Source organism: Chelatococcus sp. KU-N122, assembly GCF_055391085.1.
The window spans coordinates 1,324,462-1,346,216 of sequence record NZ_AP043981.1 but is presented as its reverse complement, the minus strand read 5'-3'; the positions used below and the strand labels follow the sequence as shown (position 1 = coordinate 1,346,216).

Annotated in this window: 19 protein-coding genes; 12 read left to right on the top strand and 7 right to left on the bottom strand. The window is 69.9% G+C overall.

All coding sequences use genetic code 11. The annotated features are described in order from the left end of the window. Positions 1–24 precede the first annotated feature (24 nt). The gene (locus tag ACZ5PO_RS05995; RefSeq protein ID WP_464191273.1) at positions 25–927 is read right to left on the bottom strand and encodes a helix-turn-helix transcriptional regulator; all 903 of its coding nucleotides are present in this window, start codon (positions 925–927) and stop codon (positions 25–27) included. Between the two features lie 221 nt (positions 928–1,148). On the opposite strand from ACZ5PO_RS05995, the gene ACZ5PO_RS05990 reads away from it, so the two are divergent. From ACZ5PO_RS05990 to boxA, 6 genes are all read left to right on the top strand, one after another. Then, positions 1,149–2,705: a benzoate-CoA ligase family protein gene (locus ACZ5PO_RS05990; RefSeq protein ID WP_464191271.1), complete on the top strand. Its 1,557-nt coding sequence runs from the start codon at positions 1,149–1,151 to the stop codon at positions 2,703–2,705. Positions 2,706–2,712: 7 nt separating this feature from the next. Further along, positions 2,713–3,537, top strand: a complete 825-nt coding sequence (locus ACZ5PO_RS05985; protein ID WP_464191269.1) for an alpha/beta fold hydrolase — start codon at positions 2,713–2,715, stop codon at positions 3,535–3,537. Between the two features lie 7 nt (positions 3,538–3,544). After that, on the top strand, positions 3,545–4,045 hold the full coding sequence (locus ACZ5PO_RS05980) for a DUF309 domain-containing protein (RefSeq protein ID WP_464191267.1): 501 nt from the start codon (positions 3,545–3,547) through the stop codon (positions 4,043–4,045). A 94-nt stretch (positions 4,046–4,139) separates the two neighbouring features. Beyond that, a complete protein-coding gene (gene boxC, locus ACZ5PO_RS05975; protein ID WP_464191265.1) occupies positions 4,140–5,828 on the top strand; it encodes a 2,3-epoxybenzoyl-CoA dihydrolase in 1,689 nt (562 codons plus the stop codon). A 68-nt stretch (positions 5,829–5,896) separates the two neighbouring features. Further along, on the top strand, positions 5,897–7,345 hold the full coding sequence (boxB, locus tag ACZ5PO_RS05970) for a benzoyl-CoA 2,3-epoxidase subunit BoxB (protein ID WP_464191263.1): 1,449 nt from the start codon (positions 5,897–5,899) through the stop codon (positions 7,343–7,345). 54 nt (positions 7,346–7,399) lie between these two features. Continuing rightward, positions 7,400–8,593: a benzoyl-CoA 2,3-epoxidase subunit BoxA gene (boxA, locus tag ACZ5PO_RS05965; RefSeq protein ID WP_464191261.1), complete on the top strand. Its 1,194-nt coding sequence runs from the start codon at positions 7,400–7,402 to the stop codon at positions 8,591–8,593. 137 nt (positions 8,594–8,730) lie between these two features. Here boxA and ACZ5PO_RS05960 read toward each other — a convergent pair whose 3' ends face one another. After that, complete coding sequence (locus ACZ5PO_RS05960) at positions 8,731–9,615, bottom strand: SDR family NAD(P)-dependent oxidoreductase (protein WP_464196700.1); 885 nt, start codon at positions 9,613–9,615, stop codon at positions 8,731–8,733. Between ACZ5PO_RS05960 and ACZ5PO_RS05955 the strand changes: the two genes are divergently transcribed. Beyond that, positions 9,562–9,765 carry a hypothetical protein gene (locus ACZ5PO_RS05955; protein WP_464197256.1) on the top strand — a complete coding sequence of 68 codons (204 nt, stop codon included), beginning with the start codon at positions 9,562–9,564 and terminating at the stop codon, positions 9,763–9,765. The two genes, ACZ5PO_RS05960 and ACZ5PO_RS05955, sit on opposite strands and share 54 nt — an antisense overlap. Before the next feature lie 18 nt (positions 9,766–9,783). Then, positions 9,784–10,716, top strand: a complete 933-nt coding sequence (locus tag ACZ5PO_RS05950; RefSeq protein ID WP_464191259.1) for an AraC family transcriptional regulator — start codon at positions 9,784–9,786, stop codon at positions 10,714–10,716. A gap of 19 nt (positions 10,717–10,735) precedes the next feature. On the opposite strand, the gene ACZ5PO_RS05945 is transcribed toward ACZ5PO_RS05950, so the two are convergent. From ACZ5PO_RS05945 to ACZ5PO_RS05925, 5 genes are all read right to left on the bottom strand, one after another. Next, entirely contained in the window at positions 10,736–11,446 is a 711-nt protein-coding gene (locus ACZ5PO_RS05945) for an ABC transporter ATP-binding protein (RefSeq protein WP_464191257.1), read from the bottom strand. Then, the gene (locus tag ACZ5PO_RS05940) at positions 11,443–12,198 is read right to left on the bottom strand and encodes an ABC transporter ATP-binding protein (protein WP_464191255.1); all 756 of its coding nucleotides are present in this window, start codon (positions 12,196–12,198) and stop codon (positions 11,443–11,445) included. The genes ACZ5PO_RS05945 and ACZ5PO_RS05940 overlap by 4 nt, the downstream gene beginning before the upstream one ends. Next, positions 12,191–13,336, bottom strand: a complete 1,146-nt coding sequence (locus tag ACZ5PO_RS05935) for a branched-chain amino acid ABC transporter permease (protein WP_464191252.1) — start codon at positions 13,334–13,336, stop codon at positions 12,191–12,193. The genes ACZ5PO_RS05940 and ACZ5PO_RS05935 overlap by 8 nt, the downstream gene beginning before the upstream one ends. Continuing rightward, positions 13,336–14,208, bottom strand: a complete 873-nt coding sequence (locus tag ACZ5PO_RS05930) for a branched-chain amino acid ABC transporter permease (protein ID WP_464191250.1) — start codon at positions 14,206–14,208, stop codon at positions 13,336–13,338. Before ACZ5PO_RS05930 ends, ACZ5PO_RS05935 begins: the two co-directional genes overlap by 1 nt. A 178-nt stretch (positions 14,209–14,386) precedes the next feature. Further along, positions 14,387–15,601, bottom strand: coding sequence for an ABC transporter substrate-binding protein (locus ACZ5PO_RS05925; protein WP_464191248.1), 1,215 nt, complete (start codon positions 15,599–15,601; stop codon positions 14,387–14,389). A gap of 188 nt (positions 15,602–15,789) precedes the next feature. Here ACZ5PO_RS05925 and ACZ5PO_RS05920 point away from each other — a divergent pair, with 188 nt between their 5' ends. From ACZ5PO_RS05920 to ACZ5PO_RS05905, 4 genes are all read left to right on the top strand, one after another. Beyond that, a complete protein-coding gene (locus ACZ5PO_RS05920; protein ID WP_464191246.1) occupies positions 15,790–17,688 on the top strand; it encodes a feruloyl-CoA synthase in 1,899 nt (632 codons plus the stop codon). Between the two features lie 201 nt (positions 17,689–17,889). Next, positions 17,890–18,723, top strand: coding sequence for an EamA family transporter (locus ACZ5PO_RS05915; protein WP_464191244.1), 834 nt, complete (start codon positions 17,890–17,892; stop codon positions 18,721–18,723). Positions 18,724–18,815: 92 nt separating this feature from the next. After that, complete coding sequence (locus ACZ5PO_RS05910; protein WP_464191242.1) at positions 18,816–19,829, top strand: helix-turn-helix transcriptional regulator; 1,014 nt, start codon at positions 18,816–18,818, stop codon at positions 19,827–19,829. Positions 19,830–19,902: 73 nt separating this feature from the next. After that, entirely contained in the window at positions 19,903–21,327 is a 1,425-nt protein-coding gene (locus ACZ5PO_RS05905; RefSeq protein WP_464191240.1) for an amidase, read from the top strand. Positions 21,328–21,755: the final 428 nt, after the last annotated feature.

The following is a 21,755-nucleotide window of genomic DNA, read 5'->3' as shown; positions in this document are numbered from 1 at the left end:
ATGGGCGGGGCGCTGCCGCCAGCCTCAGCGCCTTGCGGCGTTGCGCCGGGGCGCGGCGCCGCGCTCGAGCTGGGCGTTGATGAGCTCCGTCAGCTTCTCGGCGGATGCGTCGAGGGTGCTGCCGGAGGTGTCGAGCACCGCCCGCGCGCGGGCATAGAGCGGCTCGCGGCTGGCCAGGATCGCCCGCAGCTCGTCCATGGCGAAGCGGTCGTTGCCCATGGGGCGGAGGTCGCCCTGCTGGCGCACCCGGCCCATGTGCTCGTCGGGCTTGGCCTTGAGCCAGATGGTGAAGAACGACGACAGCACGAGGTCGAAGGTGAGCGGCTCGGCGACGATGCCGCCGCCGGTGGCCAGCACCATGGGGCCGGTGCGCAGGGTGAGCTTGCGCAGGGCGTCCTGCTCCATGCGCCGGTAGCCCTCCTGCCCGTAGAGGGCGAAGATCTCGGGGACCGACAGCCCGTTCTCCCGCTCGATCTCCCGGTTGAGCTCGACGAACGGCCAGCCGAGCCGTTCCGCCACCAGCCGGCCGAGCGTCGACTTGCCGGCGCCGCGCAGGCCGATCAGCGCGACCCGCAGCGGGGCGGGAGCGACGCGCTGCGCGCCCTCGTCCGACAGGATGCTCTTGATGCGCTCGACCTGATCCGGCGTCGCGCCCCTGAGGCGATCGCGGATGAGCGGCCAGTCGGGCGAGACGTCCGCGCTGGGCAGCAGGTCCTGCAGCTTGGTGCCGATGGCCGTGGCGACGCGGCGCAGGAGGATGATCGAGACATTGCCCTGGCCGCTCTCGAGCTGGGCGATGTAGCGTTCCGACAGCCCGGACACCTTCGACAGGGTCTTGCGGGACATGCCGTGCACGGCCCGCATGTTGCGCACACGCTGTCCGAGCTCGGCGAGAAATCGCTCCTCCGAGTCCTCCGTCTCCGCCATGCCGACCTCGTCTCCGGATCCTGTCCGCGGCACTCCGTCGGCAAAATCGCGAGTCTTGTCCAGCATCGTCTCAAATCCACCCGCTAGGCTGAAACATAATGCAAAATCGGATTGACACAACACAGTCACCCATCGTTTATATGCATTATAATTCAAATGAAGCGGGAGGATGGGATGAGCCAGCCAAGGTCATGGTCGAGGCGGGCGGTCCGGAGCCTGTCGTGAGCGCCCCGGCCCGCTACAACGCAGTCACCGAGCTGCTCGATCGCAACATCACGCAGGGCCGGGGCGACAAGATCGCCTTCACCGATCCCACCCGCGGGCTGAGCTACGGAGCCCTGCAGGCCGACACCCGGCGGCTCGCCAACCTGCTCGCCCAGCTCGGCGTGCGCCGCGAGGAGCGGATCGCGCTGGTGATGCTGGATACGGTCGAGTTTCCGATCGTGTTCCTGGGCGCGCTGCGCGCCGGCGTCGTCCCGGTGCCGCTCAACACGCTGCTCACGCCCGACCAGTACGCCTACGTCCTCGCCGACTCGCGAGCCAAGGTGCTGTTCGTGTCGGAGGCGCTGCTGCCGGGGCTGGAAGCCATCCTGCCCGGCCTTACCGAGCTGCGCGACGTGGTCGTGGTGGGCGCCCGCGGCGAGACGCGCCACCACGATCTCGCGGCGGCGCTGGCCGCCGCGCCCGACGCCTGCGCCACGGCCGACACCCACCCCGACGAGCCCGCCTTCTGGCTCTATTCATCGGGCTCCACGGGCATGCCCAAGGGCACCCGTCACGTCCACTCCAGCCTGATGGCGACCGCCGACACCTATGCGCGGCAGGTCCTGGGCATCCGCGAGGACGACGTCTGCCTGTCGGCCGCCAAGCTGTTCTTCGCCTACGGCCTCGGCAACTCGCTGACCTTTCCCATGGCGGTCGGCGCCACGACGATCCTCAATCCCGACCGGCCGACGCCAGCCGCCGTCTTCGCGCTGATGCAGCGCTTCGAGCCGTCGATCTTCTACGGCGTGCCGACGCTGTTCGCCGCGATGCTGGCCGACCCGGGCCTCAAGGCGGAGCGCCGCCTGCCCAACGTCCGCATCTGCACCTCGGCGGGGGAGGCGCTGCCCGAGCCCGTGGGCCTGGCGTGGCGGGAGCGCTTCGGCGTCGACATCCTCGACGGCGTCGGCTCCACGGAGATGCTGCACATCTTCCTGTCGAACGCGCCCGGCGACATCAAGTACGGCGCCGCCGGCCGGCCCGTGCCGGGATACGAGGTGCGCCTGGTCGGCGACAGCGGTGCCGCGGTCGCCGACGGGGAGGTCGGCGAGCTGCTGGTGCACGGCCCCTCGTCCGCCGAGGGCTACTGGAACCAGCGCGAGAAGAGCCGCAATACGTTCGAAGGCTGCTGGACCAGGACCGGCGACAAGTACATCCGCGACGCGGAGGGCCGCTTCACCTACTGCGGCCGCGCCGACGACATGTTCAAGGTGTCCGGCATCTGGGTGTCGCCCTTCGAGGTCGAGAGCGCCCTCATCAGCCATCCGGAGATCCTCGAGGCGGCAGTGGTGCCGGCCCAGGATGCCGACGGGCTGACCAAGCCCAAGGCCTACATCGTCCTCAAGGATCAGCCGCACTGCGCCGATCTGAATGGGGCGCTCAAGGAGCACGTCAAGCAGGCGATCGGGCCGTGGAAGTATCCGCGCTGGATCGAGGTGGTCGACAGCCTGCCCAAGACCGCGACCGGCAAGATCCAGCGCTTCAAGCTGCGCGAGCGTGACGGCATGAGCAACTGAGGAGACCATGGTGGCCAAGCTTGAATCATCGGGCATCCTGGAGATCGGCCCGGCGCGGCTCGAGTACCGCATGGTCGGCCCCGGACCGGACGAGGCGCCGACGCTGGTGCTGCTGCACGAGGGGCTCGGCTGCGTCGGGCTGTGGAACAGCTTTCCCGACCGGCTGGCGCAAGCCACGGGGGCGGGCGTGTTCGTCTACTCGCGCGCCGGCTACGGGGCCTCGAGCTCGGCCGAGCTGCCCCGGCCGCTCACCTACATGCACGACGAGGCCTTGCAGGTGCTGCCGCGCGTCCTCGACGCGATCGGGTTCCGGCGCGGGCTGCTCGTCGGCCACTCGGACGGCGCCTCCATCGCTGCCATCTATGCCGGCAGCGTGCAGGACCATCGCATCAGGGGCCTCACGCTGATCGCGCCCCATTTCTTCGTGGAGGGCCTGACCGCCGCCTCGATCCAGGCGGCCCGGGAGGCCTATGAGAGCGGCAACCTGCGCAGCAAGCTCGCCCGCTGGCACCAGGACGTGGACGTCGCCTTCCGCGGCTGGAACGACGCCTGGCTGCATCCGGGCTTTCGTGCCTGGGACATCTCGGAGGCGCTCGCCTACATCCGCGTGCCCATCCAGATCATCCAGGGCAGCGACGACCCTTACGGCAGCCGGCGGCAGATCGAGGTGGCCGAGGCGGAATGCTACTGCCCGGTGGAGGTCTGCATGCTGCCCGACGTCGGCCACACGCCCCACCGCGAAGCATCGGACGAGACCGTCGCCGCCGTGGTCGCCTTCGCCGATCGCCTCCTCAAGACCCACGGCGAAGGTGAATTTCCCCAGGCTGCGTGAGCGCGGCGTGCCGCGGGACGACCGTCCGCTGCCGCAATGGGCCCACGTTCCCGGCCGTACGGCCGGGCCCGACCGGGCGCCGCTGCATCTCGCCAAGCAGGCCCTGCCGGTCCGCTTCCAGGCCTTCGTGCCCGGCCACGACCCGGGGGTCCGCTACGGCCTGAGGCTGCACGACGCCGGCTTCTTCTGGGAGGCGCACGAGGTGTGGGAGGCGGTGTGGCAGGCCGCGCCCATGAACGGCTGCGACCGCCTGGCCCTGAGGGCGTGCATCCAGATCGCCAACGCCGGCCTGAAGCGGCGCATGGGCCGGCCCCAGGCCGCCCGGCGCCTCGTCGCCGAGGCCATCGCGATCCTCGACGAGCTCGCCCCGAGACGGCCGGGCGCCGAGCCGCTGAGCCTCGCCGGGGAGCTCGACGCGGCGGGGCTGCGCGCCACGCTGCTGGGCTGTGGCGAGGCCTGCGAGCGACTGGTCGCCGCCCCGCTCGTGCGCCTCCTGTCATTCTGCTAACATGCATAAAAATGCATGTTAGTCGCATTCGAGTTGTGGACGGCGATCGCGAAACATGCATTATGTTGCATGAAGCCAATGGAGGACGCCGGCTATGGCAGGAGACGAACCCAAGCTCGCCGACGGCAAGCAGCGGGTTGATTTTCAGACCGATCCGACCCGCTACAGGCACTGGAAGCTGGCGGTCGACGGCGACGTCGCCACGCTGCTCATGGACGTGGACGAGAACGGCGGGCTGTTCGAGGGCTACCAGCTCAAGCTCAACTCCTACGACCTGGGCGTCGACATCGAGCTCGCCGACGCGGTGCAGCGGCTTCGCTTCGAATACCCGGAGGTCAAGACGGTGGTGATCCGCTCGGCCAAGAACCGGGTGTTCTGCGCCGGCGCCAACATCCGCATGCTTGGCGGCTCCTCCCACGCCCACAAGGTGAACTTCTGCAAGTTCACCAACGAGACGCGCAACGGCATCGAGGACTCGAGCGCCGCGTCGGGCCAGCGTTACATCAGCGTCATCAACGGCACCGCCGCCGGCGGCGGCTACGAGCTGGCGCTCGCCACCGACCACATCATCCTGGCGGACGACGGCTCGTCGGCGGTGTCCCTGCCGGAGGTGCCGCTGCTCGCCGTGCTGCCCGGCACGGGCGGGCTCACCCGGGTGGTCGACAAGCGCAAGGTGCGCCGCGACCATGCCGACTACTTCTGCACCACCGAGGAGGGCATCAAGGGGCGCCGCGCCGTGCAATGGCGCCTCGTCGACGAGACGGTGCCGAACTCCAGGCTGGAGGCCCGGGTGGCGCAGCGCGCCCGCGAGTTCGCGGCCGCATCCCGGCGCGCGGGCTCCGGCGAGGGCGTGCAGCTCACGCCGCTGCAGCGCCGCTTCGAGGCCGACCGGGTCGGCTACGGCTTCGTTACGGTCGATATCAACCGCGGGGCACGGCTCGCCACGGTTACCCTGCGCGCCCCGGAGGCCGGGCCGCCGGCGGACGCCGCGGGCATGGTGGCGCAGGGCGCCGGCTTCTGGCCGCTGCAGGCGGCGCGCGAGCTCGACGACGCCATCCTGCATCTGCGCCTCAACGAGACCGGCATCGCCGTCGTGCTGTTCAAGAGTCAGGGCGATATCGCCACGGTCCTGGCCTATGACGACCTCCTCGATGCCAACAAGGACCATTGGCTGGCCAACGAGATCCGTCACTACTGGAAGCGGGTGCTGAAGCGCCTCGACGTCACCTCGCGCACCCTCGTCGCCCTGATCGAGCCGGACTCCTGCTTCGCCGGAACCCTGGCCGAGATCGTGTTCGCGTCGGACCGTGCGTACATGCTGATCGGCCAGAAGCGGGGCGACAACCGCGCGCCGGCGGCGCTGGCCCTGAACGCAGTCAACTTCGGCGCCTATCCCATGAGCCAGGGGCTGACCCGGCTCGAAGCGCGGTTCCTCGCCGATCCCGGCGACGTGGACCGGGCCCGCGAGCGGATCGGCGAGAGCCTGGACGCGGCGACGGCCGAGGACCTGGGGCTGGTGACGTTCGCGCTCGACGACGTCGACTGGGACGACGAGGTGCGCGTGTTCCTGGAGGAACGCGCCAGCTTCTCTCCGGACAGCCTGACGGGCATGGAGGCGAACCTGCGCTTCGTCGGCCCCGAGACCATGGAATCGAAGATCTTCGCGCGGCTGACAGCCTGGCAGAACTGGATCTTCCAGCGCCCGAACGCGGTCGGCGACGAGGGCGCCCTCAAGCGCTACGGCACCGGCCAGAAGGCCGCCTTCGACATGCAGAGGGTGTGAGAGAGCGGCATCGCATCGCGCCAATGCCTGTTTCTCGCCTCGCCATTCGCTGAGAACGGAGTTCGACCATGTCCGACGTCATCAATGTCGACTACACCACCAAGATTCCCAACAACGTCGATCTCGCCTCCGACCGGCAGGTGCTGAAAGCCCTGGAGGGGTGGCATCCCGGCTACCTCGACTGGTGGAACGACATGGGGCCGGAGGGCTTTCAGGAATCCCTCGTCTATCTGCGTACCGCCGTGTCGGTCGATCCCAAGGGCTGGGCCAAGTTCGACTATGTGCGCATGCCCGAATACCGCTGGGGCGTGCTGCTGGCGCCCCAGGAGGAGGGCCGCAAGGTCAATTTCGGCGAGCACCTGGGCGAGCCCGCCTGGCAGGAGGTGCCCGGCGAGTACCGCGCCATGCTGCGCCGGCTCATCGTCATCCAGGGCGACACCGAGCCGGCGTCCGTGGAGCAGCAACGCCACCTCGGCAAGACGGCGCCGTCGCTCTACGACATGCGCAACCTGTTCCAGGTCAACGTGGAGGAGGGCCGGCACCTCTGGGCCATGGTCTATCTCCTGCAAAAATACTTCGGCCGTGACGGCCGCGAGGAGGCCGACGACCTGCTGCGCCGCCGCTCCGGCGACGAGGACGCGCCGCGCATGCTGGGCGCCTTCAACGAGGCGACGCCCGACTGGCTGTCCTTCTTCATGTTCACCTTCTTCACCGACCGCGACGGCAAGATGCAGCTGGAGAGCCTGGCCCAGTCGGGCTTCGATCCGCTGTCGCGCACCTGCCGCTTCATGCTGACGGAGGAAGCGCACCACATGTTCGTCGGCGAGACCGGCGTCGGTCGTACCATCCAGCGCACCTGCGAGGCCATGGTGGCGGCCGGCATCGACGATCCCTTCGCGGTCGACAAGATCCGCGCGCTCGGCGTCATCGACCTGCCGACCATCCAGAAGAAGATGAACCTGCACTTCTCGCTGTCGCTCGACCTCTTCGGCTCGGAAGTCTCGACCAATGCGGCGAACTTCTACAATGCCGGGATGAAGGGCCGCTTCCAGGAGACCAAGATCGACGACGATCACCGGCTGACGCGCGACACCTATCCGGTGATGAAGATGATCGATGGGAAGATCGAGCTGGTGCAGGAGCCGGCGCTGACGGCGCTCAACATGCGCCTGCGCGACGACTACGTGATCGACTGCGCCAAGGGCGTCGAGCGCTGGAACAAGATCATCGAGAAGACCGGTGTGCGCTTCCGCCTGGAGCTGCCGCACGTGGCCTTCCACCGCCAGATCGGCGAGTTCAAGGACATCAACGCCACGCCCAAGGGGGTGCTGGTCGACGACGCCACCTGGCGCAAGACCCACGACCAGTACCTGCCTTCGACGGCGGACGGCGATTTCATCGCCGCCCTGATGCAGCCGGTGGCGGAGCCCGGCCGGTTCGCCAGCTGGATCGCCGCCCCCAAGGTCGGCATCGACAACAAGTCCGGCGACTTCGAGTACGTGAAGATCGCTGCGTAAGCCGGCGAGCGGCGTTTCGGACATGGCCGCTCGCAGTATTTCGGAATACGGTCCATGAGCACCGCGACACTGATCAAGCAGCATGTCATCGATCCGGAGATCTGCATCCGGTGCAATACGTGTGAAGAAACGTGCCCGATCGATGCGGTGACGCACGACGACAACAACTATGTCGTCAATGCCGATATCTGCAACTATTGCATGGACTGCATCGCCCCCTGTCCCACCGGCGCCATCGACAACTGGCGCGTGGTGGCGCGGGCCTACACGTTGGATGAGCAGTTCTCCTGGGGCGAACTGCCGGCCCAGGAGGAGTTCGGCGAGCGCGCCGACGGGGCCATCGAGGCGCTGGAGGACGAGGTCAGCGCCCTCCTGGAGGAGGCGCGCCGCGGCCTCGGCGGCAAGCCGGTGGCGCCGGTGTCGGCCAGCAAGCCGACGGTCAACCTCTACAACAGGGGCAAGCCGGCGCACGCCACCGTCGTCGGCAACTACCGCCTCACCGCGCCGGACGGCGAGGCGGACGTCCGCCACATCATCCTCGACCTCGGCCAACTGCCGTTCGCGGTGCTGGAAGGGCAGAGCATCGGCATCGTGCCGCCGGGCACGACGGCCGCGGGCGAGCCGCACGCCATTCGTCTCTACTCGATCGCCAGCCCCCGCGACGGCGAGAAGCCCAACGCCAACAATCTGGCGCTGACGGTGAAGCGCGAGCCCGGCGGCGTGTGCTCCAACTATCTCTGCGACCTGTCGAAGGGCGCCAGCGTCGAGGTGACGGGGCCGTTCGGCGCCACCTTCCTGATGCCGAACGATCCGTCGGCGAACATCATCATGATCTGCACCGGCACCGGCTCGGCCCCGTTCCGCGGCTTCACGGAGCGCCGCCGCCGCGCCATGCCCGGCGCCGCCGGCGAGCTGCTGCTGTTCTTCGGTGCCCGCCGCCCGCAGGAACTCCCGTACTTCGGCCCGCTGCAGAAGGTGCCGGAGAGCCTGCTCGCCCGCCACCTCTGCTATTCCCGCATCCCGGGCGAGCCGCGCACCTACGTGCAGGACCGGATCCGCACCGACGCCGAGCGCGTCGCCCGGCTGCTGCGCGATCCGCACACGCACGTCTATCTCTGCGGCCTCAAGGCCATGGAGACGGGCGTCGACGAGGCCTTCGCCGACGTTTGCCGGGGTGCTGCCCTCGACTGGGCCGCGCTCAAGGCCGACCTGCGCGGCAGCGGCCGCTACCACGTGGAGACGTATTAGAGAATTTTCGCGTTTCTTCGAATCGCGGAAACTCGCCATCTATTTGTTGTGTCGTATTTTCTGCAAGCGAACCGGCGTCCACTCACGCTCATAATTGCTCAAGCACACGTTTCAGGTTGTTGCAGTGCCGCCGGTCCTCAGGGACCGACGAGTTCGGCCGAATGCCTCCAGAGCCGTTCGGCTTCGTCGGGATCGCTTGCATAGGCGCGGACGCCGACGAAAGGTTGGTCGAGTGTTTCGGCGCGCACGGCCACGTCGCAATCTTCGCAATACAGGCCACCAAGGTCGTCGAGCTTGGGTGAGATCGCGGCCCATACCGCCGTCGCCGCGCCCTGTTCGGGGGTCTTGAAGGTCGGGTCGGCCGGGGCACCGTTTGCGTCGAGCCAGCCGGCGGCGATCATCTCGGCCTGCGACAGATGTCGTTGCAGCGGCGTGAAGATTTTGCCTGGATGCAGCGAGAAGGCACGGATGCCGGCCGCGCGGCCCAGGCGGTCGAGATGGAGCGCAAAGAGTGCGTTGGCCGTCTTGGACTGGCCATAGGCGAGCCATTTATCATAGCCATGCTCGAACTGGATGTCGTCCCAGCGGATCGGCGAGGCGTGATGGCCGGCCGACGATACCGATACGACGCGGGCGCCGCCTTCGAGAGCGGGCCAGAGCCGGTTGGCCAGCGCGAAATGCCCGAGATGGTTGATGGCGAACTGCGCCTCCCAACCCGATCCGACGCGCGTCTGCGGGCAGGCCATGACGCCCGCATTGTTGATGAGCATGTCGATGCGGGTGCCGAGACCGAGAATCCGATCGGCGCAGGACCGCACGCTGTCGAGATCCGAGAGGTCCAACCGCTCGACGCTCACGCCGCGCATGTCGGCGGTGGCCTTGGCGGCCGAAGCCGGATCGCGCGACGCCACGATCACCGACGCGCCGGCTCCGGCGAGCGCCTTCGTCGTTTCCAGGCCGAGGCCGGAATGGCCTCCGGTGACGACGGCGCGCTTGCCGGACAGGTCGAGGCCGCCGAGCACCTCGCGGGCCGAGCTTCTCGCTCCGAAGCCGGAGACGAGCGGCTTCTGGTGATCGATCATGCGGTATGTCCTGTCATCGCTGATGCGCAGGAGACGATCGGCGCTGGAAGCTGGACGATCCATGCTGTAAAATCCGAATTTCATTCTTGATCGTTCGGATTGCTGCGTTTGGATCCCTTGTCCGATATTCTTGCTTTGCTGAGGCCCAAAAGCGCGATCAGCGCCGGCCTCGACGCGGGCGGCCCTTGGGCGATCCGCTTTCCGCCGCATGAGGGCATCAAGTTCAACGCAGTCATGCGCGGATCCTGCTGGGTGCGGGTGGAAGGCGAGGCAGAGGCGCAGCGCGTCGAGGCGGGTGACTGCTTTCTCCTGACGCGCGGTCGTCCCTTCCGGTTCGCCACCGATCTTGCTCTGCCGACGATCGATTCCGCGACGATCTACGACCGGGCGGTGGATGGCATCGCGACGTGCAACGGCGGCGGCGACTTCTTCCTGATCGGCGGCCGGTTCTCCTTCGAGGGCGATCATGCGGCCTTGTTGTTCGGCGCCCTGCCGGCGGTCGTCCATGTCCGCGATGCGTCCGCCCAGGCGGCCGTGCTGCGCTGGGCGCTGGAGCAACTCGCCGACGAACTCAAGGCACGGCCGCCGGGCGGCACGCTGATGGCGGAGCATCTGTCCCAGATCATGCTGCTACAGGTGCTTCGCCTCTGGCTCGCGGACGAAGCCACGAAATCCCCCGGTTGGCTGGGAGCCTTGTCGGACCCGCGTCTGGCGCGAGCTGTCGGAGCGATGCACGCCGATCCGGGCCGGAAATGGACGCTGGCGGAATTCGCGGGCCTTGCGGGCATGTCGAGAACCAGCTTCGCCGAGCACTTTCGCACCGTGGTCGGGCGGACGCCGCTCGACTACCTCATCGACTGGCGGATGCGATTGGCGGCAGACCGATTGCGACGATCGGACGAGCGCATCTCCGCCATTGCCTCGTCGGTGGGCTACGAGTCTGAAGCTGCGTTCAGCACGACCTTCCGCCGCATCATGGGCGCCTCGCCCGGCCGCTACAGATCGTTGTCCGCTGGCGGTTCCGCCGTTCGTGCCAGCTGAACCACGTCCGCGCCCCGCTTCAGATGCCCACGTAGCGCTCCAGCAGCCCGGGCGTCGCCTGCAGCGCCGCGGGGCGGTCGCAGAGCACGATCTCGCCCTTGGCGAGCACGACCATGCGGTCGGCGAGGCGTGCGAGGGCGCGCATGTCCTTGTCGACGACGACCACTGCGGCGCCCTCGCCGCGGATCACGGCGAGCGTGCGCCAGATCTCCTGGGCCACCAGCGGCGCCAGCCCCTCGGTCGCCTCGTCGACGAGGATGAGCTCGGGGTTGGTCATCAGCGCCCGGCCGATGGTCAGCATCTGCTGCTCGCCGCCCGACAATTGCTGGCCGCCGTGGCGGCGGCGCTCGGCGAGGCGCGGGAACAGGGCCAGCACGCGCTCCAGCGTCCAGGGCCGGCGGCCGTCGCGGCCCGGCCGCGCCGCCATCACCAGGTTCTCCATCACCGTGAGCGAGCCGAAGATGCCGCGCCCCTCCGGCACGTAGGCGATGCCGCCGCGGGCGATCGCCTCCGGAGGGCTGCGGGCGATGTCGCGGCCGGCGAGGCGGATCGACCCGCGCCGGTCGGCGACCAGGCCCATGAGCGAGCGCAGCAGCGTCGTCTTGCCCATGCCGTTGCGGCCGACGAGGGCGATCGCCTCGCCCGGGGCGACCTCCAGGTCGAGGCCCTTCAGCACCTGGCTCGCGCCATAGAAGGCCTCGAGCCGCTCGACGGCCAGCAAGGGCGTCATGGTGATCCTCCGTCGCCCAGATAGGCTTGGCGCACCTGCGGGTCGCGGCGCACGTCGTGTGGCAGGCCGCTGGCGATCACCCGCCCGTCGGCCATCACCGTCAGCCGATCGGCCAGCGCGAACACCGCATCCATGTCGTGCTCCACCAACAGCACGGCGCGTCCGGCCTTGAGTGTGCGGATCAGCGCGGTGATGGCGCGGGCCTCCTCCGCGCCCATGCCGGCCAGCGGCTCGTCGAGCAGCAGCACATGGGCGCCGCCGGCGACCACCATGGCGATCTCTAGCGCGCGCTGCTCGCCGTGGCTCAGCAGCTCGGCCCGCACGGCGGCGCGGTCGGCCAGGCCTACCGCCGCGAGCGCGGCGGCGGCCAGCCCCTCGATCGCCGCTTCGTCCCGGCGCCGGGGTAGCAGACCGAGCGGGCGGGCGGCCCGCGCCTGCGCGGCGAGCCCGGCGTTCTCCAGGGCGCTCAGGGCGCGGAAGATCGTCGTTTTCTGGTAGGCGCGGCCGAGGCCCAGGCGCCCGCGGCGGTCCGGTCCGAGGCGCCGCAGCGAGCGGCCGTCGAGGAGGATGTCGCCGGCGCTCGCGGCCAGATCGCCGGACAGCAGGTTGATGAGCGTCGACTTGCCGGCGCCGTTGGGGCCGATGACGGCGTGGATCTCGCCGCGCCGCAGCTCGAGGCTGACTCCCGCCACGGCGCGCAGGCCGCCGAAGCGGCGCTCGAGGTTCTCGGCCCGCAGCGCGACCTCAGGCATGGCGCACCGGCCTGAGCGCTTCCATCTGATCGGGTGGAACCGCCCGATCAGATAGAAGTGCTCCAGATTCAATGGCTTGGAGCATTTCTGTCCGATCAGATGAGTCCATCTGATCGGGAAATGCTCTTGCGGGCGCACCCGCATCCTTGGCCGCGGTAGGCGGCGGGGTGCCGTGGCCACGTGGCGCCGCGCCCGCGCCGAAGGCGACGCCGGCGAGCCGCCGCAGGCTGCCGGGCGCCGCCAGGACGACCCCGATGATGACCAGTCCCTCGATCAGTTTCCAGTGCTCGGTCGTGAGCTTCAGCACCTCCTCCAGGCCCATCAGCACGGCGGCGCCGAGGAGCGGGCCGGCCACGGTGCGCAGGCCGCCGAGCAGGACCATCACCAGCAGCACGGCCGAGAGGTGCCAGCCCAGCATCTGCGGCGCCACGAAGCCGAACTGCGCCGCGGCAAAGTAGCCGGCCAGCGCCGTCAGCGCGCCCGACAGCACGAAGGCTGTGAGCTGGAGGCGGTAGATCGGAAAGCCGAGCGAGCGGGCGCGCCGCTCGTTGTCGCGGGCGGCCTGCAGCGCGCGGCCGAAGGGCGCCGCGACGAGGTGGCGGAGCAGGGCGATGACGCCGCCCGCCAGCGCCAGCACGAGCCAGAAGAACTGCGCCGGCTTCTCCAGATCCACCAGGGTCAGGCCCGCTACGGCGACCTCGGGCTTGAAATAGATGAAGGTGCCATCCGAGCCGCCGGCGAACGTCGCGTCCTGGAACAGGTAGAACAGCATCTCGCCGAAGGCGAGCGTCACCATGATGAAGTAGAGGCCGCGGGTGCGCAGCGACAAGGCGCCGATGACCAGCGCCGCGAGCGCCACGGCGGCTAGCGCCAGCGGCAGGCTCCACCACAGGGACGCCGGGTCGTCGCGCGGCGCCGTCAGCGCCAGCACGTAGCCGGCGAGGCCGAAGAAGGCGCCGTGACAGAGGCTGACCAGGCCGCCGAAGCCGACGACCAGGTTGAGCGCCATGGCGGCGATGCCCATGAGCAGGATCTTGGTGGCGAACTGCACATAATAGCCGGGCGCCAAGAGCGGCAGCGCGGCGAGCGCCATGAGCAGCGCGAAGACGAGCCAGGAGCGTCTGCCGGCGGCGCTCATCATGCCTCCCGCCGGCCGAGGATGCCGGTCGGCCGCCAGATCAGGACGAGGGCCATCACCACGTAGATCAGCATGCTCGACAGGCTGGGGAAGAACACCTTGCCGAAGGTGTCGGTGAGCCCGACGAGAAGCGCGCCGATGGCGGCGCCGGTGACCGAGCCGATACCGCCGAGCACCACCACGACGAAGGACAGGATCAGCATGCCGTCGCCCATGCCGGGGAAGACGGTCGAGATCGGCGCCACCACGAGGCCGGCCAGCGCGGCGAGCGCGATGCCCGCGGCGAAGACGGTGCGGTTGACGGTGTCGAAGGGGATGCCCAGCGCCCGCGTCATCTCGCGGTTCTCGGCGCCGGCCCGCACGATCATGCCGATGCGGGTGCGGTGGATGAGGGCGAATACGCCGGCCGCCACGACGAGGCAGAAGGCGCAGACGGCGAGCCGGTACACCGGATAGGTCTGCACATCCGTCAGCCGGATGCCGCCGTCGAGCAGCGCCGGCACGGCGACCGAATGCACGTCCTTGCCGAACAGGATCTGCCGCGCCTCGTCGATGACCAGGATGAGGCCGTAGCTCATCAGCACCTGGGTGAGGTGGTCGCGACCGTAGAGGCGCTTGACCAGCACCTCCTCCAGCGCCAGGCCGAGACAGAAGGCGATGGCGACGCCGCCCACCAACGCCAGCCAGAAGCTGCCGGTGGTCACCGTCAGCCAATACGCCAGGTAGGCGCCCAGCATGTAGAAGGCGCCGTGCGCCAGGTTGATGACGCCGAGAATGCCGAAGATCAGCGTGAGGCCGCTGGCCACCAAAAAGAGCACCAGCCCGTACTGGACGCCGTTCAGCAGTTGGACGGCGAAGGTCTGCAAGTCCATGGAATGATGCCCGGGCAGGAGGGGGCTGAAACGCTTCCCGTTCGGGTCGTCTACCCGAACGGGAAGCGTTCCGGATTCAAAGACTTGGAGCATTTCTACCGATCAGATGGTTCCATCTGATCGGGTAATGCTCTAGGCAGAGGCGACGGGCGCGCCGCTGCCGCGCGCCCGCGTCCGGTCACGAGGCGATGCGGCAGCCGCGGGCCGGATCGTCGACGTTGGCCTGCGCGACCGCCACATAGGCGTTGGCGCCGTTGCGGACCTCGCGCAGATAGATGTTCTGGATCGGGTTGTGGGCCTTGTTGAAGCTCACCGGGCCGCGCGGGCTGTCGAGCCGGGCGGCCCCCATGGCCTTGATCAAAGCGTCGCGCTGGCTGAAGTCGCCCTTGACGGCGGCGAGCCCGACGGCGAGCAGCGCGGCCGCGTCGTAGCCCTGCACCGCATAGATGTCGCCGACCTCGTTGGTCTTCGTCTTGAAGGCGGCGAGGAAGGCCTTGTTGGCGGGAGTGTCGAGGTCGTCGGCGTAGTGGAGCGTGGTGCGGATGCGGTCGGCCGCCTCGCCCTGCGCCTTCAGCGTGCCGTCGGTCAGGAAGCCCGGCCCGTAGAGCGGGATCTGCCCCTTGAGGCCGGCCGCCGCATAGTCGCGCACGAACTTGACCGCGCCGCCGCCGGCGAAGAAGGCGTGCACTGCATCCGGCTTGATGGCGGCGATGCGGGTGAGCAGCGCCTGGAACTCGACCTCCGGGAAGGGCAGGGCGAGCTCCTCGACCACGGTACCGCCCGCCTTGCCAAAACCTTCCTTGAAGGCGGCCATCATCTCCTGGCCGGCGGTGTAGCGCCAGGTGATGGTGACGACCTTCTTGTGCCCCGCGTCGGCAATCACCTTGCCCATGGGGAAATTGACCTGCCAGTTGGAGAACGACGTCCGGAAGATGTTGGGCGCGCAGAGCGGGCCGGTGGCATCGTTGGCTCCGGCGTTGGGGATCAGCAGCAGCGTGCCCGTGTCCCGCGCCACCTTCACCATGGCCATGGCGACGCCGGAATGGACGGTGCCGAGCACCACGTCGACCTTGTCGCGCGAGACCAGCCTGTTCATGTTGTCGGTCGCCGCTTCCGGCTTCGACTCGTCGTCGACCTGGACGAAGCTGATGTCGCGGCCGCCGAGCTTGCCGCCGTTCATCTCGACGAACAGGCGGAAGCCTTGGTCGCAGAACTGGCCGAGCTTGGCGTAGGTGCCGGTGTAGGGGAGCATCAGGCCGACGCGCAGGGGCACGGCCTGAGCCAGGGCGGGCTTGGCGAGCGAGCCCGCCGCGCCGAGCGCGCTCCACGCCGCGGCGCCCTTCAACAGCCCACGCCTCGTGCTGCGCAGCCGGCAGTCGTCCTCGGCCTTCATGCGATCCTCCCTGGCCCTTGCTGCGGGCGTGCCTGGCGCCGCGCATGTGTTGTCATGCATCATAGTGCGTATATTTTTTGAATTGCAAGAATTATAATGCATAGTACGAACCGCCGCGGCCCGTACCCGCCGCGCCGAAGGCCGAACGGCCGAACCCGCACCGACGTGCCAACAGGAGGGGGAGAGAGATGCCAAACGAGGGCGCCGCCGTGTCGGCTCCATGGACCAGTCCGGCCGTGCCGCCGCCCTCCACCCGCTTCGCGCCGGCGCGCGTCGACGTCGAGCGCCGCGCCGACGGCGCCCTCGTGCTGCGCTCGCCCCTGCCGCTCGACGAGGCGCCGCGCAGCCTGGGGGTGCTGCTGGACCAGTGGGCGGAGCGCGCGCCCGACCGGACGTTCCTGGCCCAGCGGGCCGGGGCTGCGCCGGCGGAGGAGTGGCGCATCCTCACCTACGGCGAGGCACAGCGGCTGACCCGCGCCGTCGCCCAGGCCCTGCTCGACCGCGGCCTCACGGCGGAGCGGCCGATCCTGATCCTGGCCGAGAACGGCATCGACCACGCGGTGATGATGCTCGCCGCCATGCATGTCGGCATCCCGGTGGCGCCGGTGTCGACCGCCTACGCCCGGCTCAGCCGCGATTTCGCCAAGCTCCGCCACCTCGCGGAGCTCGTCGCGCCGGAGCTCGTCTTCATCGACGACCTCGCGGCGTACGGGGCGGCGCTCGAGGCGGTGGACTTCGGCGGCGCCGAGATCGTCGCGGCGGCGGGGGCCGAGGGCCTCGGTGCAACACCTTTCGGCGAGCTCTGCGCCACGCTGCCGACCGCGGCGGTCGACCGCGCCCATGCGGCCGTCGGCCCCGACACGATCGCCAAGATCCTGTTCACCTCCGGCTCCACCGATCTGCCGAAGGGCGTCATCAACACCCAGCGCATGCTCTGCTCCAACCAGGAGAGCACGGCCCAGATCTGGCCGTTCCTGGAGGACGAGGCGCCGGTCATCGTCGACTGGCTGCCCTGGAACCACACCTTCGGCGGCAATTACAATTTCAACCTGGTGCTGCGCAACGGCGGCACCTTGTTCATCGACGAGGGGCGGCCGACGCCGGCGCTGTTCGCCCGCTCCGTGGCCAATCTGAAGGCGGTGGCGCCGACCGCCTATTTCAACGTGCCGCGCGGCTATGCCTGCCTGCTCGACCAGCTCGAGGTCGACCCGGCCTTCAACGCGCATTTCTTCAGTCGGCTGAAGATCGTGTTCTATGCCGCCGCCGCCCTATCGCAGCCGCTGTGGCAGCGGCTCGAGGCGTGCTCGCGCGCGGCGCGCGGCCATGTGGTGCCCATGCTGTCGGGCTGGGGCATGACCGAGACGGCGCCCTGCGTCACCAATGGCCATTTCGCGGTGGACCGGGCCGGCATCATCGGGCTGCCCATGCCCGGCTGCGAGCTGATGCTGGCGCCGTCCGGCGAGCGGCTGGAGATGCGGGTGCGCGGCCCCAACGTCACGCCCGGCTATTGGCGCCGCCCCGACCTCACCGCCGCCGCCTTCGCCGACGGCTGGTTCAAGACCGGGGACGCCGCCCGCTTCGCCGATCCGGAGGTGCCGGCCAAGGGCATCCTGTTCGACGGGCGCGTGGCCGAGAACTTCAAGCTCAGCACCGGCACCTGGGTCAACGTCGGCATGCTGCGCCTCGCCGTGCTCGCCGCCGCCGCGCCGCTCATCGACGATGCCGTCATCACCGGCCACGACCGCGACGCGATCGGCCTCCTCGCCTTCCCCAACCTCGCCGCCTGCCGGACGCTTTGCGCAGATCTGGCCGCCGACGCGCCGGCCGAGGCCGTGGTGGCGCATCCGGCGGTGCGCGAAGCGATTGGCGCTGCGCTCGCCCGCCACAACGCCGCCGCACCGGGGAGCTCGACGGCGGTGGCGCGCCTGCTGTTCACGCTGGAGGCGCCGTCCATCGACGCCAGCGAGATCACCGACAAGGGCTACATCAACCAGCGGGCGGTGCTGCTGCGCCGGGCCGCGGAGGTCGAGCGGCTGCACGGCGACGCGCCGGACGCCGCGGTGATTGCCGCGGCGTCGGCGGGGTAGGCCTCGCGGCTTCGGTCTCCAAAGTCGATGGATGGCCGGGTCAAGCCCGGCCATGACGCTGGGAGGTCGGCACCTCACGCCTATGGTGTCATGCCCGGGCTTGACCCGGGCATCCATCCGCTCGAAGGCCCCCCGGGTTCGTCCTCCCGATCCGCTATACCTGCTGCGGGGCGCGGCGGCGTCCGGAGGATCGGTCAGCCCATGTCCGGCAGCGTCTTCGCCATCATCCTGTTCGCCGCGGCGCTGCACGCCACCTGGAACGCCATCATCAAGGGCGCCGGCGACAAGCTGATGATGACGGTGCTGGTGGCCGGCGCGGCGGCGCTCATCGCCGGGCTGGCGCTGCCGCTGCTGCCGGCGCCGGCCGCCGCGAGCTGGCCCTACCTGGCGGCCTCCGCCGTCGTGCAGGTAGGCTACTACGTGCTGGTGGCGCGCGCCTACCACGTCGCCGACATGAGCCAGACCTATCCGCTCATGCGCGGTGCGGCGCCGCTGCTGGTGGCCCTGGTGGGGGCGCTGTGGATCGGCGAGGCGCTGTCGCCGCGGGCCTGGCTCGGCATCGCCGTCACCTGCCTCGGCATCCTCGCCATGGCGGCGGGCGGCCGCAGCGGCAGCCGCCAGGGCATCGCCGTGGCGCTCGCCAATGCAGTGGTCATCGCCGCCTACACGCTGATCGACGGTGCCGGCGTGCGCGCCTCCGGCGCGCCGGCCGCCTATACGCTCTGGGTGTTCCTGCTCACCGGCCTGCCGCTCGCCGCCTGGGCGCTGCTGCGCCAGCGCGCGGCCCTCGGCGCGGCGATCGCCCACCGCTGGCGGCTCGGGCTCGTCGGCGGTGCCTGCACGCTCGTCTCCTACGGGCTGGCGCTATGGGCGATGACGGCGGCACCGGTCGCCGTCATCGCCGCCCTGCGCGAGACCTCGATCCTGTTCGGCACGGCGATCTCCGGGCTGTTGCTCGGCGAGCGTGTCGGCCGGGCGCGCCTCGCGGCGGTGCTGACGATCGCCGTCGGCGCGGCCGTGCTGCGGCTCGCCTGACGTCGGGCTCCCGCTCGTGCGGTGGCGCGGTTCTTGCGGATAATCCTGCGGCACGATTAGCTTGGTCTTCCATCTCCAGCGGGCGTCGCGGCATGGCACGTGGCAACGAGCACGCAGCGTTGAGCTCCATCCGCCCCGGCGTGGCCGCGGCGGGGCGCGAGATGGCGCCGATCGGCGCTTTCGACGAGGCGCTGTTGGCGCTCCATGCGCAGACGGACGTGGTGCTGTCCGATGCGTTCCTCGACGGCGCCATCGGCCGCCTGTCCATGAGCCTGGGTTTCGATGCGGCCTGGCTCGGCCATGCCAGCTTCGACGGCGCGGGGCTGCCGCTGCTGCTCGGCGAGTATCGGCACAAGCTGCCCAAGGGCTTTGCCCAGGAATGGCGGCGCATCCGCGATCTCGACCCCCTTGCCGCCGAGTTCGCCCGGCAGCGCGACCATGCGGTGGCGCAGTTCGGCGAGGAGACGCCGGCCGCGCTGCGTCGCGTGCTCGACCGGCACGGCATCCGCGCCGCCGTCTCGGTGACGGCGCCGGGCCTCGTGACCGACGGCTTTCTGTTCCTGTCGCTCTACCGCGGTGCGGACGGCGCAGCTTTCACCGCGGAGGACGTCGGCCATGCACGGCTGTTTCTGCGCCATCTCGCCGTGGCGCTGCGCAACCGGCTGGCGGCGAACGCCTGGGGGGCGGGCTCGTCGACAGCGACGCTCACCCTCGACGGGCGCCTCGAGCACGTATCGGGCGCCTTCCTGAAGCGGCTGGCGGACGCTGGCATCGAGGCGCCGGGCGGCCGCCTGCCGGCGCGGCTGACGCAAATGCTGGTCGCCCGCGGCTGCTACGGCGACGAGCAGATCCGGCTGCGGCTGCGGGAGCTGTTCGGGCTGGGGCTGCTGGAGATCGACGAGGCGGAGCGCGCCCGGCCGCTGACGCCGCGCGAGCGGCAGGTGGCCGAAGCCTATGCGCGCGGCGCGAGCTTCCGCGAGATCGCCCGGGCGCTCGACGTCTCGCCGCACACGGCCCGCAACCACATCCGGGCGATCTTCGGCAAGCTGCACGTCACCAGCAAGCTGGGCCTCGCCGCTGCCCTCGGCCATCGGCCGGATCAATAGCGCAAATGCGCTATCGGGGCGGCTCCTCCGCCGTTGCAGGCTAGCGCCTCCAACGACGAGGGAGCCAGGTCCGATGAAGCTGTCCGAATATGCCGCGCACGACGCCGTCGGCCTGAGCGAGCTGGTGCGCAAGGGCGAGGTCACCGGGGACGAGCTGGCCGCCTGCGCCAACGCGGCCATCGATGCGGTGAACGACCGCCTCAACGTGATGGCGCGCCGGCTGGAGACGCCGCTCGCGGGCGCGGCGGACGGGCCGTTCGCCGGCGTGCCGTTCCTGGTCAAGGACATCGTCCTGCACCTGGCCGGCGTGCCCCATCGCATGGGCACCCGGCTGCTGGCCGCCGGCCAGTACGTGCCCGAGCAGAGCTCCGAGCTGTTCGCCCGCTTCCGCCAGGCGGGGCTCAACACGGTCGGCGTCACCACGACGCCCGAGTTCGGCTTCAACGCGACCACCGAGGCGCTGCTCTACGGACCTACCCGCAACCCGTGGGACGTCACCCGCTCGCCCGGCGGCTCGTCGGGCGGCAGCGCCGCCGCCGTGGCCGCCGGGGTGGTGCCGATGGCCCACGCCAACGACGGCGGCGGCTCCATCCGCATCCCCGCCGCCAGCTGCGGCGTCGTCGGGCTGAAGCCGACCCGCGGGCGCACGCCGATCGGGCCGGACTACATGCTGCCGCTCATGGGCATGGGCATCGAGTTCGCGGTGACGCGCAGCGTGCGCGACGCAGCCCTCCTGCTCGACTGCGTCGAGGGCCCGGAGATCGGGGCGATGTTTGAGATCCAGCGACCGGCGGAGCACTACGCCGAGGTCGTCGGCCGGCCGACGCGCAAGCTCAAGCTCGCCCTGGCCACCCATGTGCCGGGGCTGCCCGAGCCCGATCCGCACGTCGCCGAGGCGGTGCGGGCGACGGCGCTGCTGCTGGAGGGGGAGGGGCATGCGGTGGTCGAGGCGGCGCCCGCCTTCGACCGCGAGGCCTGGAGCCGGGCGAGCTACGTCGCCTGGATGGGCTTCCTGGCGGCCGGCGCCTTCGGGCTCGCCGACATGCTCGGCGTCACGCCGTCGGCCGACAACCTGGAGGCGGCGACGCTGGCCTGCGCCGAGGCCGGCGCCAAGCTCACGGCCATGGATTACGAGATGGCCTTCGTGCAGATGAACGCCGTCAACCGCGCGCTGGGCCACTTCATGGCCGGCTACGACGCGCTCATCATGCCGTGCCTGCGCCATTCACCGGTGAAGCTCGGCTTCCTCGATCAGAACGCGCCGCTCAGCGCCGAAGGCTGGTTCAACCACCTCTTCGACACGGTGCCCTACACGGGCCTGTTCAACATGACCGGACAGCCGGCCATCAGCGTGCCGGCCGGCTGGCACGACGGCCTGCCGCTCGCGGTGCAGATCGTCGCGCCCATGGGCGACGAGGCGACGCTGCTGCAGCTCGCCCGCGATCTGGAGGCGGCCCGCCCGTGGGCACAGGTGCGCCCGCCGGTGTTCGCGGCCTGAGCCAGGAGGGCTCCAGGTCCACAGGTTTAGGGAAACTCTGCACAGACGTCTTGACGCTTTGGCGCCGTCGTTGCCGCAGCGCACCCCGCGTGCGGCTGTCGCATGCACATCGCGACGAGGCACGTTCTGCTGGCGTTGAGGCGGCTGGACCCCACCCCCACAAGCCCCTCCGCTTTGCTCGGGACAGCCTCCCCGCAAGGGGGGAGGCCGTTCGTCTGGCCGGCTCGCCTACTCTCCCAAAGGCTGCAAGCATGTGCTCCTCCCTCCCCCCACGAAGTGGCGGGGAGGGGTAGGGGTGGGCGGCGGTCCAGCTTGCAATACGATTTCAGAGCAAGGGCTTACGCTACAGCGTCCAGATGCGTGAATCCGATGGCCGCAGGCGGGGCGAGGTGCGCAGCGGCCGCGCCGCACGCCGTCTGCCGCGGCGG